This window comes from Serratia bockelmannii (assembly GCF_008011855.1).
GTDB lineage: Bacteria > Pseudomonadota > Gammaproteobacteria > Enterobacterales > Enterobacteriaceae > Serratia > Serratia bockelmannii.
Map to the genome: position 1 here is coordinate 150856 of NZ_VOUX01000001.1, position 14068 is coordinate 164923.

General features: G+C 65.1%; 14 protein-coding genes. 9 read left to right on the forward strand and 5 right to left on the reverse strand.

All coding sequences use genetic code 11. The features are described 5' to 3' along the window. Positions 1–10: 10 nt before the first annotated feature. Genes atzF through urtE form a run of 8 tightly spaced genes read left to right on the forward strand, consistent with a single transcriptional unit; the run spans position 11 to position 11719 of the window. Positions 11–1840 (forward strand): allophanate hydrolase, encoded by a 1830-nt coding sequence (gene atzF / locus FOT55_RS00785; protein WP_147822951.1) that lies wholly within the window; start codon positions 11–13, stop codon positions 1838–1840. 2 nt (positions 1841–1842) lie between these two features. Beyond that, positions 1843–5463, forward strand: coding sequence for an urea carboxylase (gene uca / locus FOT55_RS00790; RefSeq protein WP_147822952.1), 3621 nt, complete (start codon positions 1843–1845; stop codon positions 5461–5463). 14 nt (positions 5464–5477) lie between these two features. After that, positions 5478–6188, forward strand: coding sequence for a GntR family transcriptional regulator (locus FOT55_RS00795; protein WP_147823033.1), 711 nt, complete (start codon positions 5478–5480; stop codon positions 6186–6188). Positions 6189–6223: 35 nt separating this feature from the next. Further along, positions 6224–7492: an urea ABC transporter substrate-binding protein gene (gene urtA / locus FOT55_RS00800; protein WP_025302020.1), complete on the forward strand. Its 1269-nt coding sequence runs from the start codon at positions 6224–6226 to the stop codon at positions 7490–7492. Between the two features lie 56 nt (positions 7493–7548). Continuing rightward, the gene (urtB, locus tag FOT55_RS00805) at positions 7549–9129 is read left to right on the forward strand and encodes an urea ABC transporter permease subunit UrtB (RefSeq protein WP_142590647.1); all 1581 of its coding nucleotides are present in this window, start codon (positions 7549–7551) and stop codon (positions 9127–9129) included. Then, a complete protein-coding gene (gene urtC / locus FOT55_RS00810) occupies positions 9129–10205 on the forward strand; it encodes an urea ABC transporter permease subunit UrtC (RefSeq protein WP_025302022.1) in 1077 nt (358 codons plus the stop codon). Before urtB ends, urtC begins: the two co-directional genes overlap by 1 nt. Next, the gene (urtD, locus tag FOT55_RS00815) at positions 10202–11008 is read left to right on the forward strand and encodes an urea ABC transporter ATP-binding protein UrtD (RefSeq protein WP_147822953.1); all 807 of its coding nucleotides are present in this window, start codon (positions 10202–10204) and stop codon (positions 11006–11008) included. Before urtC ends, urtD begins: the two co-directional genes overlap by 4 nt. Before the next feature lie 12 nt (positions 11009–11020). Then, positions 11021–11719 carry an urea ABC transporter ATP-binding subunit UrtE gene (urtE, locus tag FOT55_RS00820; RefSeq protein ID WP_046686646.1) on the forward strand — a complete coding sequence of 233 codons (699 nt, stop codon included), beginning with the start codon at positions 11021–11023 and terminating at the stop codon, positions 11717–11719. 7 nt (positions 11720–11726) lie between these two features. Here urtE and FOT55_RS00825 read toward each other — a convergent pair whose 3' ends face one another. Together FOT55_RS00825 and FOT55_RS00830 are read right to left on the reverse strand one after the other, a co-directional pair. After that, on the reverse strand, positions 11727–12026 hold the full coding sequence (locus tag FOT55_RS00825) for a type II toxin-antitoxin system RelE/ParE family toxin (protein WP_147822954.1): 300 nt from the start codon (positions 12024–12026) through the stop codon (positions 11727–11729). Continuing rightward, a complete protein-coding gene (locus FOT55_RS00830; protein WP_004939442.1) occupies positions 12011–12274 on the reverse strand; it encodes a type II toxin-antitoxin system ParD family antitoxin in 264 nt (87 codons plus the stop codon). Before FOT55_RS00830 ends, FOT55_RS00825 begins: the two co-directional genes overlap by 16 nt. Positions 12275–12408: 134 nt before the next feature. Here FOT55_RS00830 and FOT55_RS00835 point away from each other — a divergent pair, with 134 nt between their 5' ends. Beyond that, on the forward strand, positions 12409–12921 hold the full coding sequence (locus tag FOT55_RS00835) for a DUF2165 family protein (RefSeq protein ID WP_004939438.1): 513 nt from the start codon (positions 12409–12411) through the stop codon (positions 12919–12921). Positions 12922–12943: 22 nt separating this feature from the next. On the opposite strand, the gene FOT55_RS00840 is transcribed toward FOT55_RS00835, so the two are convergent. The 3 genes from FOT55_RS00840 to FOT55_RS00850 are packed head-to-tail and all read right to left on the reverse strand — an operon-like array spanning position 12944 to position 14048. Then, positions 12944–13456: a GNAT family N-acetyltransferase gene (locus FOT55_RS00840; RefSeq protein ID WP_049208922.1), complete on the reverse strand. Its 513-nt coding sequence runs from the start codon at positions 13454–13456 to the stop codon at positions 12944–12946. A gap of 24 nt (positions 13457–13480) precedes the next feature. Further along, the gene (locus FOT55_RS00845) at positions 13481–13828 is read right to left on the reverse strand and encodes a type II toxin-antitoxin system RelE/ParE family toxin (protein ID WP_049203897.1); all 348 of its coding nucleotides are present in this window, start codon (positions 13826–13828) and stop codon (positions 13481–13483) included. Next, positions 13788–14048 carry a type II toxin-antitoxin system Phd/YefM family antitoxin gene (locus FOT55_RS00850; RefSeq protein ID WP_016928576.1) on the reverse strand — a complete coding sequence of 87 codons (261 nt, stop codon included), beginning with the start codon at positions 14046–14048 and terminating at the stop codon, positions 13788–13790. Before FOT55_RS00850 ends, FOT55_RS00845 begins: the two co-directional genes overlap by 41 nt. Positions 14049–14068: the final 20 nt, after the last annotated feature.

A 14068-nucleotide genomic window follows, 5' to 3' on the forward strand; every position in this document is an offset into this window, starting at 1 on the left:
AATTCAGTCGATGAGCGAACCTGTTGTAGCGTGTGGTTTTACCCTCAGTGAATGGCAACACCATTACCAAACCCGTCCGGCGGGCGAGCGCCTTACCTGCGTCAGTGCGACGATCGAAACGCTGGTCGCTGGGCTGAACCCAGACGATAACGCCTGGCTGTATCTCGCTACGCCGGCGCAGCGCGAGCAGCAGTATCGGCAGCTGGCACAGAGGCTCGAGGCGGTCGCCGGCGATCTCAGCCGCCTGCCGCTGTTCGGCGTGCCCTTCGCCATCAAAGACAATATCGACGTCGGCGGCTGGCCAACCAGCGCCGCCTGCCCGGCGTTCACCTATCAGGCCGCGGCGGACGCCACCGTGGTCGCCCACCTGCGCGCCGCCGGGGCGATCGCCCTCGGTAAAACCAACCTCGACCAGTTCGCTACCGGGTTGGTGGGCACTCGCTCACCTTATGGCGCGGTGGTCAACAGCTTCGACAGCCGCTACGTCAGCGGCGGTTCCAGCTCCGGCTCCGCCTCGGTGGTGGCGCGCGGCCTGGTGCCGTTCGCGCTCGGCACCGACACCGCCGGTTCGGGGCGCGTGCCCGCCGGGTTCAACAACATCGTCGGGCTGAAGCCGACCAAGGGGCGGTTGTCCAACCGGGGCGTGGTGCCGGCCTGCCGGTTGAACGATACGGTGTCGGTCTTCGCGCTGACGGTGGCCGATGCCGCGCTGGTGGCGGAACTGGCGAGCGGCTTTGACGCGGCAGACCCGTATTCCCGCCCCGATCCGCATACCGCGCCGGCGGATATCCCCGCCGCGCCGCGTTTCGCCGTTCCCGCCCAGCTGGAGTTTTTCGGCGACGTTCAGGCCGAGCGGGCGTTTCACCGAGCGCTGGCGCAGCTGCAGGCGGGCGGCGCCACGCTGGAATCCCTCGATTTCGCGCCGTTTCGCACTCTGGCGGAACAGCTGTATTACGGCCCCTGGGTGGCGGAGCGCACGGTAGCCATTGAGCAGGTGCTGGAAGCGAGCCCGCAGGCCATCGATCCGGTGGTGCGCGGTATCGTCGGCAACGGCCTCGGCTACAGCGCCTGCGACGCCTACAAGGCGGAATACCTGCGCGCCGAGCTGGCGCGGCAAATCGCCCAGCGGCTGGCGCCGTTCGACGCGCTGGTGGTGCCGACCGCGCCCACTATCCGCACCCTGGCGGAGATGGCGCAGGAGCCAGTGCTCTTCAATTCGCAATTCGGCACTTACACCAATTTCACCAACCTGGCCGATCTGAGCGCGCTGGCGCTGCCGGGGCCGCTGCGCGAAGACGGCCTGCCGGCGGGCATCACCCTGATCGCGCCCGCCTGGCATGACCGGGCGTTGGCGGCGTTTGGCGTGCGCTGGCAACGGCAAAGCGCCTTGCCGCTCGGCGCTATCGGCCGGGCATTGCCGCCGCAGCCTGTGCCTGCGCCGTCCACAGGGCACGTGCGTCTGGCGGTAGTGGGCGCTCACCTTAGCGGCATGCCGCTCAACGTCCAGCTGACACAGCGCGACGCGGTGCAGGTGGAGCAAACCGCTACCGCCCCCTGCTATCGCCTGTATGCGCTGGCCGATACCGAGCCGCCGAAGCCGGGGCTGGCGCGCGCGGCGCAGGGGGCGGCGATCCGCGTTGAGCTGTGGGACATCCCGCTGGCCCGTTTCGGCGAGTTTGTGGCGGAAATTCCGGCGCCATTGGGCATCGGCACGCTGCTGCTGGCGGACGGCCGGCGGGTGAAGGGGTTTATCTGCGAAGCCTGGGCGCTGGAAGACGCGACGGATATCACTGAGTTTGGCGGCTGGCGCGACTATCTCGCCAGCGTTAAGGGGGCATGAACATGTTTACTACCGTACTGATCGCTAACCGCGGCGAAATCGCCTGCCGCGCCATTCGCACCCTGAAACGCCTGGGCGTAACCAGCGTGGCGGTCTATTCCGACGCCGACCGCAATGCGCCGCACGTCGCCGAGGCCGACAGGGCGGTGGCGCTTGGCGGCGACAAGGCCGCCGACAGTTACCTGCGCATCGACAAGATCCTCGCGGCGGCCGCGGCCACCGGAGCGCAGGCGATCTACCCCGGCTACGGCTTTTTGTCCGAGAGCGCCGAGTTTGCCGACGCCTGCGAGGCGGCGGGCATCGCCTTTATCGGCCCGACGGCGGCGCAGATGCGCGAGTTCGGCCTCAAGCACCGGGCGCGCGAGCTGGCGGCGTTGGCCGGGGTGCCGATGACGCCGGGAACCGGCTTGCTGGAGAGCGTTGAGCAGGCGGTCGCCGCCGCTGCGCGCATCGGCTACCCGGTGATGCTGAAAAGCACCGCCGGCGGTGGCGGCATCGGTCTGACGCGCTGTGACGACGAGGCGGCGCTGCGCGACGCGTACGACAGCGTCAAACGGCTGGGAGAGCAGTTCTTCCGCGACGCCGGCACCTTTATCGAACGCTTCGTCGATCGGGCGCGCCACGTCGAGGTGCAGATTTTCGGCGACGGCCAGGGGCGGGTGGCGGCGCTCGGCGAGCGCGACTGTTCGCTGCAGCGGCGCAACCAAAAGGTGGTGGAGGAAACCCCGGCGCCGCATCTGCCGGCGGCGACCCGCCAGGCGCTGCACCGGGCGGCGGTGGCGCTGGGCGAGTCGGTGAATTACCGCAGCGCCGGCACCGTAGAATTTATCTATGACGCCGCGCGCGACGAGTTTTATTTCCTGGAAGTGAACACCCGCTTACAGGTCGAGCACCCGGTCACCGAAATGGTCACTGGCCTGGATCTGATCGCATGCATGCTGCAGGTGGCGGCGGGCGACGCGCTGGATTGGGCGGCGTTGCAGCGCGCGCCGCAGGGCGCGGCGATCGAGGTGCGCCTCTACGCCGAAGATCCGCTGAAAAACTTCCAGCCCAGCCCCGGCGTGCTGACCGAGGTGCATTTCCCTGACGACGTGCGCCTCGACGGGTGGGTGGCGACCGGCAGCGAAGTGTCGGCGTTTTACGACCCGATGATCGCCAAGCTGATCGTGCACGGCGCCGATCGGGCGCAGGCGCTGGAAAAATTGCGCGTGGCGCTGGCGGCGACCCGTTTGCACGGCATCGCCACCAACCTCGATTATCTGCGGCAGGTGATCGCCACGCCGCAATTTCAGCGCGGCGACGTCTGGACGCGCCTGCTGGACGATGTGCGTTTCCAGCCGCACTGCCTCGAAGTGCTGCAACCCGGCACCTACAGCAGCGTGCAGGATTATCCCGGCCGCCTCGGCTATTGGGACATCGGCGTGCCGCCGTCCGGCCCGATGGACGACTTCGCGTTTCGGCTGGCCAACCGCATCGTCGGCAACCACCCGGCGGCCGCCGGGTTGGAGTTTACCCTGCAGGGGCCGACGCTGCGCTTTCACTGCGACGCCACCATCGCGCTGACGGGCGCGAGCTGCCCGGCCGATCTGAACGGTGAAGCGGTTGCGTATTGGCGGCCGATCGCGGTGCGGGCCGGGCAGGTATTGACGCTGGGGCGCGCCACGCAAGGCTGCCGCACCTATCTGGCGGTACGTAACGGCTTTGACGTGCCGGTGTATCTCGGCAGCCGCTCCACCTTCGCGCTGGGCCAGTTCGGCGGCCACGCCGGGCGCACCTTGCGGGTGGCGGACATGTTGGCGATCGCCCAACCGGCGCTGGCGGCCAGCACTACGCCGGCACCGATCGCCGCGCCGCAGGCGATGGACGACAGCCTGATCCCGCACTACGGCGACCAGTGGCACATCGGCGTGCTGTACGGGCCGCACGGCGCGCCGGACTTTTTCACCGCTGAATCGATAGAGGCCTTTTTCGCCACCGACTGGCAGGTGCATTACAACTCCAACCGCCTCGGGGTGCGCCTGGCGGGGCCGAAGCCCGAGTGGGCGCGGGAGGACGGCGGCGAGGCCGGTTTGCATCCTTCCAACGTGCACGATTGCGAGTACGCCATCGGCGCCATCAACTTCACCGGCGACTTCCCGGTGATCCTAACCCGCGACGGGCCGAGCCTTGGCGGCTTCGTCTGCCCGGTGACCATCGCCAAGGCCGAACTGTGGAAAGTGGGGCAGGTGAAGCCGGGCGACCGCATCCGTTTCCATCCGATCGGCTTCCGGCAGGCGCAGTCGCTGGAGCAGGCGCAGCTCGGCAGCATCGAAGCGCTGGCGGCGGTGAAGGCCATCACCCTGCCGCCGCCGGATCTGGCCCCGGCGGAGACCGTTTCCGCCGCGGTGCTGGCGGCGCTGCCGGCGGCGGAAGGGCGCCCGGCGGTGGCGTATCGCCAGGCGGGGGACGGCTACATCCTGATGGAGTACGGCGACAACGTGCTCGATCTGGCGCTGCGGCTGCGCATACATCTGCTGATGCAGTCGCTGCGGCAGGAGGCGATCCCGGGTGTGGCTGAGCTGGCGCCGGGCGTGCGTTCGCTGCAGATCCGCTACGACAGCCGGCTGATAAGCCAGGCCGACCTGTTGCAGCGTCTGCTGGCGCGCGAACGGGCGCTGGGGGACGTCAGCCGCCTGAAGGTGCCGACGCGCACCGTCTGGCTGCCGATGGCGTTCGAGGATTCGGCCACTCTGGGGGCGGTGGATCGTTATCAGCAGACGGTGCGCGCCTCGGCGCCCTGGCTGCCGAACAACGTCGATTTCATTCAGCGCATCAACGGTTTGAGCCAACGCGAGCAGGTGCGCGACATTCTGTTCGACGCCAGCTACCTGATCCTCGGGCTGGGAGACGTCTACCTCGGCGCGCCCTGCGCGGTGCCGCTCGATCCGCGCCATCGCCTGCTGAGCTCCAAATATAACCCGGCGCGCACCCACACCGCCGAAGGGACGGTCGGCATCGGCGGCATGTACATGTGCATCTACGGCATGGATTCGCCGGGCGGTTACCAGCTGGTGGGGCGCACGCTGCCGATCTGGGACAAGTTTCTCAAAAACCCGCAGTTCACCGCCGGTGAGCCCTGGCTGCTGCGCTTCTTCGATCAGGTGCGCTTCTACCCGGTCAGCGAGCAAGAGCTGGACGAGCAGCGCGAAGCGTTCCGTGAAGGGCGCATGCAGGTGCGCATCGAAGAGAGCGAGTTCGACTTCGCCGCCTACACCCGTTTCCTGGCCGACAACGCCGAGGCGATCGCCGACTTCCAGCATCGCCAGCAGCAGGCGTTCAGCGCCGAAGTGGCGCGCTGGCGCAGCGATGACGACGAGGCCGAGGCGCAGCTGTTGCCGCCGGAGGAAGAAGACGCCATCGACGGCGATTTGGTCAGCGCCGATCTGAACGGCAGCGTGTGGAAGATCCTGGTGGAACCGGGGCAGGCGGTGGCGGCCGGGCAGCCGCTGATCGTGGTCGAGGCGATGAAAATGGAGCTGGCGGTCACCGCGCCGCGCGCCGGGGTCGTTAAACGCATCAGCTGCCGGCAGGGGCGGCCGGTCGGGCCGGGCGACGCCCTGCTGTGGCTGGAAAAAGCGGTCTGAACGGAGGAGCGATGATGCAAATCACCAACGGAGAGCACAAGGCGCGCCCGGAGGGGCTGGCGGAGCGCATTTATCTGCAGCTCAAGGCCGACATCTTCGAGTTTCGCCTGCTACCGGGCGATCGCTTCAGCGAAAGCGACGTGGCGCAGCGCATGGCGGCCAGCCGCACGCCGGTGCGCCAGGCGCTGTTTCGACTCGAGCGTGAAGGCTATGTCGAGGTGCTGTTTCGCAGCGGCTGGCAGGTGCGGTCGTTCGACTTCGCCTACTTCGAAGAGCTGTACGACCTGCGCATCGTGCTGGAGCAAGAGGCGGTGAAACGGCTGTGCGAACGCCCGGCCGGGGAAACGCCGGACGCGCTGGCGGCACTGAGCCGTTTTTGGACCGAAGCGCCGCGCCTGGCGGACGGCAAGGCGGTGTCGCAGCACGATGAGCAGTTTCATCAGGCGTTGGTGGCCGCGGCGGGCAACGGCGAAATGGCGCGCATCCACCGCGAGCTGACCGAAAAGATCCGCATCATTCGCCGGCTGGATTTCACCCAGCAGGCGCGGGTGGACGCCACCTACCGCGAGCACGCCGCCATTTTGCAGGCGATCCTGCAGCGGCAAAGCGAGGAGGCGCAAACGCTGCTCGGCGAGCACATCGCCGTCAGCAAGGCAGAAGTGCGAAAAATAACGCTGCACATGTTGCACCAGGCGCGGGCTCAGCCGCCCGCGCGCTCGGCGTAACGATTTTGATTTCACACACATCAGGAGTTTGAACTATGCAACGTCGTCGTTTTATCAAAGCTTTTGCGCTGTCCGCCGCCGCTGTCGGCCTGGGCCTGGCCTGGAGCGCGCAGGCCGCCGATACCATCAAGGTCGGCATTCTGAGTTCGCTCTCCGGCACCATGGCGATTTCCGAGACGCCGCTGAAGGATGTGGCGCTGATGACCATCGACGAGATCAACGCCAAAGGTGGGGTGCTCGGCAAAAAGCTGGAGCCGGTGGTGGTAGATCCGGCCTCCAACTGGCCGCTGTTCGCCGAAAAGGCGCGCCAGCTGCTGAGCCAGGACAAGGTGGCGGCGGTGTTCGGCTGCTGGACTTCGGTGTCGCGCAAGTCGGTGCTGCCGGTGTTTGAGGAGCTGAACGGACTGTTGTTCTATCCGGTGCAATACGAAGGCGAAGAGATGTCGCCGAACGTGTTCTACACCGGCGCGGCGCCGAACCAGCAGGCGATCCCGGCGGTGGAATACCTGCTGAGCGAGGACGGCGGCGGCGCCAAGCGCTTCTTCCTGTTGGGCACCGATTACGTCTATCCGCGCACCACCAACAAGATCCTGCGTGCCTTCCTGCACAGCAAAGGCGTGCAGGACAAGGATATCGAAGAGGTCTATACGCCGTTCGGCTACAGCGATTACCAGACCATCGTCGCCAACATCAAGAAATTCGCCGCCGGCGGCAATACCGCGGTGATCTCCACCATCAACGGCGATTCCAACGTGCCGTTCTACAAAGAACTCGCCAACCAGGGCGTCAAGGCCACGGACGTGCCGGTGATCGCCTTCTCGGTCGGCGAGGAGGAGCTGCGCGGCATCGACACCAAACCGCTGGTGGGCAACCTGGCGGCCTGGAACTACTTCGAATCGCTGGATAACCCGACCAACAAACAGTTTGTCAGCCAGTGGAAAGCTTACGCCAAGGCGCACAATCTGCCGAATTACGCCACCGCGGTGACCAACGATCCGATGGAAGCCACCTACGTCGGCCTCCACATGTGGGCGCAGGCGGTGGAAAAGGCCGGCACCACCGACGTCGATAAGGTGCGCGCGGCGATGGCCGGGCAAACCTTCGCCGCGCCGTCGGGCTTCACGCTGACCATGGACAAGACCAATCACCACCTGCACAAGCCGGTGATGATCGGCGAGATCGAGGGCAACGGCCAGTTCAACGTGGTGTGGCAGACCGAGGCACCGGTGCGCGCGCAGCCGTGGAGTCCGTATATCGCCGGCAACGACAAAAAGCCGGATTACCCGGTGAAAGGCGGCAAGTAACGTCACTCAGCGCCGGCGCGGCTCGACGCGCGCCGGCCCAACAGAAGAGGCAGCTGATGCAATCTCCGTTTTTATCCTCTCTGCGCGCCGGGCTGTGGCTGTTGTGCGCCTGGCCCCTGCTGGCGCAGGCCGGGCCTGCCGATGAGTTCGCGGCGGCCAATCGCGCGCAGCAGGCCAAACTGCTGCAGGCGTGGGCGGCCGAGCCGGACGCCGCGCGCCTGCCGCTGCTGCAGGGGCTGCAGCAGGAAAACGTGGCGATCGACGAGGCGAAGCGCGCCTTTATACGCCAGGGCGACCGCTATCTGCCGCTTGAAGGTGAGGCGGCCCCGGTTGGCGAGCCGAAGAAGGTGTGGCTGAACAACCGGCTGCGCATTCTGATCGCCAACGCGCTGTCGGCGCAGCGGTTGGTCAGCGCGGACGCGGCGGTGCGGCTGCAGGCGGCGACCGCGCTGCAGCGTGAGGCGCAGGGCGAGCAGTTGCCGCTGTTGACCCGGCGGCTGGCGCAGGAGAAAGACCCGCAGGTACGCGACGCGCTGAGCATTGCGCTGGCGAACCTGCAATTGGCCGACGCCAGCCCGCAGGTGCGCTTCAATGCGGTGCGGCTGCTGGGGGAATCGGGCGAGCCGGAAACCCGCGCGCGGCTGCAGGCGTTGACCGACGCGGCCAATGAGCCGGACGCCGCGGTGCGCGCCGAGGCGCAGCGCAGCCTGCAGCGCGTGCAGCACCGCCTGATGATCGGCGATCTGCTCGGCCAGGCGTTCAGCGGCCTGTCGCTCGGCTCGATCCTGCTGTTGGCGGCGCTCGGCCTGGCGATCACCTACGGCCTGCTCGGCGTCATCAATATGGCGCACGGCGAAATGCTGATGCTCGGCGCCTATTCCGCCTATCTGGTGCAGGGGCTGTTTCAGCAATTTGCGCCGCAGTGGCTGGCGCTCTACCCGCTGGCGGCGCTGCCGGTGGCGTTCGCCATTACCGCCGGGATCGGCATGGCGCTTGAGCGCACGGTGATCCGCCACCTGTACGGCCGGCCGCTGGAAACCCTGCTGGCCACCTGGGGCATCAGCCTGGTGCTGATCCAACTGGTGCGGGTGCTGTTCGGCGCGCAGAACGTCGAGGTTGCCAACCCGGCGTGGCTGTCGGGCGGCGTGCAGCTGTTGCCGAACCTGGTGTTGCCGTGGAACCGCATCGCGGTGATCGCGTTCGTGCTGCTGGTGCTGGCGTTGACCTGGCTGCTGCTGAACAAGACGCGGCTCGGCATGAACGTGCGCGCGGTGACGCAAAACCGCGCGATGGCGGCCTGCTGCGGCGTGCCCACCGGGCGGGTGGACATGCTGGCCTTCGGGTTGGGATCCGGCATCGCCGGGCTTGGCGGGGTGGCGCTGTCGCAGTTGGGCAACGTCGGGCCGGAGCTGGGGCAAGGTTACATTATCGACTCGTTCCTGGTGGTGGTGCTCGGCGGCGTCGGCCAGCTGGCGGGGACGGTGGCGGCGGCCTTCGGCCTCGGCATCGTCAACAAGATCCTCGAGCCGCAGATCGGCGCCGTGTTGGGCAAGATCCTGATCCTGGTGCTGATCGTTCTGTTTATTCAAAAGCGTCCGCAGGGGCTGTTCGCCCTCAAGGGCAGGGTGATTGACTGATGAGCCAACCATTGACCGTAACCGGCGTGCAGAAAGCGCCCCGGCTGGCGTTGAGCATCGGCGGGCTGGCGTTGCTGGCGCTGCTGGTCATGCCGTTCATGACGTTGTTGCCGGCGGATCATCCGCTGGCGGTGTCCACCTATACCCTGACGCTGGCGGGCAAGATCCTGTGCTACGCGGTGGTGGCGGTGGCGCTCGATCTGGTGTGGGGCTATGCCGGGCTGCTGTCGCTCGGCCACGGGCTGTTCTTCGCGCTCGGCGGCTACGCCATGGGCATGTACCTGATGCGGCAGGCGGCGGGCGACGGGCTGCCGGCGTTTATGGCGTTCCTCTCCTGGAACGAGCTGCCGTGGTTCTGGAGCGGCACCCAGCATTTCGCCTGGGCGCTGTGCCTGATCGTGCTGGTGCCGGGCCTGTTGGCTTTCCTGTTCGGCTACTTCGCCTTTCGCTCGAAAATCAAAGGGGTGTATTTCTCGATCATGACCCAGGCGCTGACCTATGCCGGCATGCTGCTGTTCTTTCGCAACGAAACCGGCTTCGGCGGCAATAACGGCTTTACCGGTTTCACCACGCTGCTCGGCTTTCCCATCACCGCCGCCGGCACGCGGGTGGCGCTGTTCCTGGCGACGGTGCTGCTGCTGGCCGCCAGCCTGGCCATCGGCTTTGCGCTGGCGCGCAGCAAGTTCGGCCGGGTGCTGACCGCGGTGCGCGATGCGGAAAACCGCCTGACCTTCTGCGGCTACGATCCGAAGGGCTTCAAGCTGTTCGTCTGGACGCTGTCGGCGGTGCTGTGCGGGCTGGCCGGCGCGCTCTATGTGCCGCAGGTCGGCATCATCAACCCCGGCGAAATGTCGCCGACCAACTCGATCGAGGCCGCCATTTGGGTCGCCCTCGGCGGGCGCGGCACCCTGGTGGGGCCGTTGCTCGGCGCCGGCATCGTCAACGGCGCCAAGAGCTGGTTCACCATGGCCATTCCCGAATACTGGCAGTTTTTCCTCGGCCTGATGTTTATCGTCGTCACGTTGTTTCTGCCCAAAGGGGTGATTGGCCTGCTGCGTCGGAGGAAATCCTCATGAAGGTGATGCAAGTGACCGACGAACTGTTTACCCATCCGCTGCCGGCGGACAAATACCGGCAGCAAACCGATCCGGTGCTGCAGCTCGATAACGTCAACGTCAGCTTCGACGGTTTTCGCGCGCTGACCGATCTGTCGCTGCGCATTGGCGTCGGCGAACTGCGCTGCGTGATCGGCCCCAACGGCGCCGGCAAGACCACGCTGATGGATGTGATCACCGGCAAAACCCGGCCGGACAGCGGCAGGGTGTTTTACGACCAGACCGTCGATCTGACCCGGCTGGCGCCGATGCAGATCGCCCACGCCGGCATCGGCCGCAAGTTTCAAAAACCGACGGTGTTCGAGGCGCTGACGGTGTTCGAAAATCTGGAGATCGCCCAGAAAACCCGCAAGTCGGTATGGGCCTGCCTGCGCGCCCGTTTAAGCAGCGAACAGCGCGACCGCATCGACGAGATGCTGAAGACCCTGCGGCTGGGGCATGAGCGCCACCGGCCCGCCGGGTTGCTGTCCCACGGGCAGAAACAGTTTCTCGAGATCGGCATGCTGCTGGTGCAGGAACCGCACCTGCTGTTGCTCGACGAGCCGGCGGCCGGCATGACCGACGCTGAAACCGACTACACCGCTGAACTGTTCCGCGAGCTGGCGGGCAAGCATTCGCTGATGGTGGTGGAGCACGACATGGGGTTTGTGGAAACCATTGCCGATCGCGTGACGGTGCTGCATCAGGGACAGGTGCTGGCGGAAGGATCGCTGGCGCAGGTGCAGGCCGATGAACGGGTGATTGAGGTATATCTGGGGCGCTGAGGAGGCGTAATCATGCTGCAGGTAGAGGAATTGAATCAGTATTACGGCGGCAGCCATATTCTGCGCGGCCTGTCGTTCGAGGCGCGCATCGGCGAGGTGACCTGCCTGCTGGGGCGCAATGGCGTGGGCAAGACCACGCTGCTGAAATGCCTGATGGGGCTGATCCCGGCGCGCAGCGGCAGCGTCCGTTGGCGGGGCGAAACCATCACCGGTAAAAAGCCGCATCAGCGGGTGCAGGCGGGCATCGCCTATGTGCCGCAGGGGCGGGAGATTTTTCCGCGCCTGACGGTGGAGGAAAATCTGCTGATGGGGCTGGCGCGTTTTTCCGGCGCCGACGCGCGCGCGGTGCCGGATCCGATCTATGAACTGTTTCCGGTGCTGCGGCAAATGAAGGATCGGCGCGGCGGCGATCTTTCCGGCGGGCAGCAACAGCAGCTGGCGATCGGCCGGGCGCTGGCCTGCCGACCGCAGCTGTTGATCCTCGACGAACCGACGGAAGGGATCCAACCTTCGGTGATCAAGGAGATCGGCGCGGTGATCAAACAGCTGGCGGCGCGGGGCGATATGGCGATCCTGCTGGTGGAGCAGTTCTATGACTTCGCCGCCGACCTGGCGGACAGCTATCTGGTGATGTCGCGCGGCAGCATCGTGCAGCGCGGCGCCGGCAGCGCTATGGAACAGGACGGCGTCCGCGCGCTGGTGGCTATTTAACGTTGGGTCAGCTGAAAAAGGATTGGCTGAGCGGACCGCGGGAATGATGCAGCGCTCTGATGATATTCACCTCCCGCCTGTGCTGTCGAAAATAAATCAGGTGGTTGGCGACGGGCAATACCCATAGGCCGGGGCCGATTGCATCGATGTTTTTGCCGAGTTGGTGGTGGCTAAGGTTATCGAAAGCCTGATGCAGGCGGCGCAGATAATCTTCGGCCACCTGCAAGCCAAAGTGCGCCAACCCGTAAAAATAGATCTCTTCCATATCGTCCAACGCTTTTGGACGAACGGTTACTCTCCTGCGCATCCTTTTGCTTTGCTCCGTATTCTTTCCATGAACACATCACGATCCCATTCGACGGCTTCGCCGCTGTTCTCTCCTTCGGCGATCAAGCGCCTAAGCTCTTCCAGTTTTGAGGCGGCGGTACGTTCGCGCAAAGTGCGCACGGATTCGCGGATGACTTCGCTGGGCGTGCGGTAATCGCCGCTGGCCACCAGGTCTTCGACGAAGCTACGCAGTTCGTCACCCAGATCTACCGTTAGTGTTCTGCCCATTGTTCCTCCTCACTTTCGGCTATGCTGCGTCATTGTAAGATTAGTTCTTACATTGTGCACGTCAAACTATCAGGATCTCAATAGCGGTCCCGTCATGAGGACGGGAGCCACCCGTTTATTCATTAAGGATAACCATGAACGAAATCACTGTGTCACGCCTCGGTTGCATCGTCCTGTCTCTGTTTCCGGCTCTGTGGGGGCTGTTCAGCCTGTTGAACAATACGGCGGATTTCGCCGGCACCGCGCGCAATGCGGTGGGGCCGCTGCTTGCCATGCAGGATACTTATCAAACGCCGGGGCTGATGTGGCGCGCGATCCGCGCCGACTGGGCCTGCATGTTGGGGTTGGCGGTCATCACCACGCTGGAAACGCTGGCCGGCCTATTCGCGGCCGCGGGCGTGGTGCTGATGATCGGGCGATTGAAAGGCCCTTACGCCGCCTTCGCCAAGGGCAAAGCCTGGGCGATGCTGGGGGCGCTTTGCGCAATTGCGGTGTGGGGCGTCGGTTTTATGGTGGTCGCCGGCGACTGGTTTATGGCCTGGCAGGCCAAGAAGGATCCGCTGGCGGTGCAGCTGGGGGCGCTGATCTACCTGGCGCCCAATGCGTTTGCCTTGCTGTTCCTGATGCTGCAGCGGGAGCCGCGCTAAACGACGGCGGAGCGGGGCGCGGTTACAGCGCCTTGCTCATATACCAGATGCCTATCGAGCCCTGGGCGCTGGTGTAGCAGGTCTCGCCACAAATGCTCAATCCCTGGCGCTGATAAAAGCGTTGGGCGCCGGTGTTGCGTTGCAGCACCTCCAGCCACAGCGTCTTTTGCCGGCGCTCGATGGCCCGCTGTTGCACCTGTTCGAACAGGCGCTGGCCATAGCCATTGCCGGCATGGCCCGGCAGGAAATAGATTTTCTGCAGCTCTGCGCCACGGGTTTGCGTTGGCGCCAGCAGGCTGTCGACGTTGAGCCGCGCATAGCCGACGAGGGCGTCATTCTCATAGGCCAACAGCCAGCACACGTCGGGATCGCGCAGCGTCTGTTCCAGCGCGGAGACGGAAAAATCCTCGGCCAAAAAGGCCTCCAGCTCGTGCGGGTAGTGCCACAGCTCACCGAAGTGGGCGCGGTAGGTGCGGATGCCGATATCGCGCACTTGCGTTAAATCTTCCAGCAATGCCTGACGAACGGTGAACATCAGTGCCCCTTTGAGTAAGAAAAATTACAGCCGTTGTTCCAGATGCCGGTGAGGCACCATCGCCTGATGCAGAATGGCGAGAACGGTGATGCCGGCAGGGCGGTTGCGGTAGTAGATCCTATGGCTGGCGTAAGGAAAACTGCGTATCTCTTCGCCCAGATCGTGGAAGTGAGCTTTACCCGCTTCCGGCATATCTGCCAAATGATGCATGACCTCTCTCAACTGCTCAAGATAGCGGCGAGATTGCGCTTGGCCCCAGTGCTCGATGGTGAAATGACGAATAGCCAGCAGATCTTGTTGGGCCTGCGGGGTGAGGCGAAACGCGGGCATCTCAGTCTGTTTCATCGGTGAGCAGACGGTTGAAGAAGGCATCGCCGTCTACCGCCTTACCGGCGTCTTCCTCGGCGGTAGCCTGCGCGATTTTTTGCTGCAGTGCGCTTAATTTGAGATCTTCCAGCGCCTGGTAATCTTCTACAGACATGACGACGGCGACCGGTTTGCCGTTGCGATTGATTTGCACCGGTTCACGCTGCGCCTTGAGCAGCAAATCGCCGAATTGGGTTTTGGCCTCGTTCGCGGTGAGTGCGTACATTCAATCGCTCCAGTTAATTA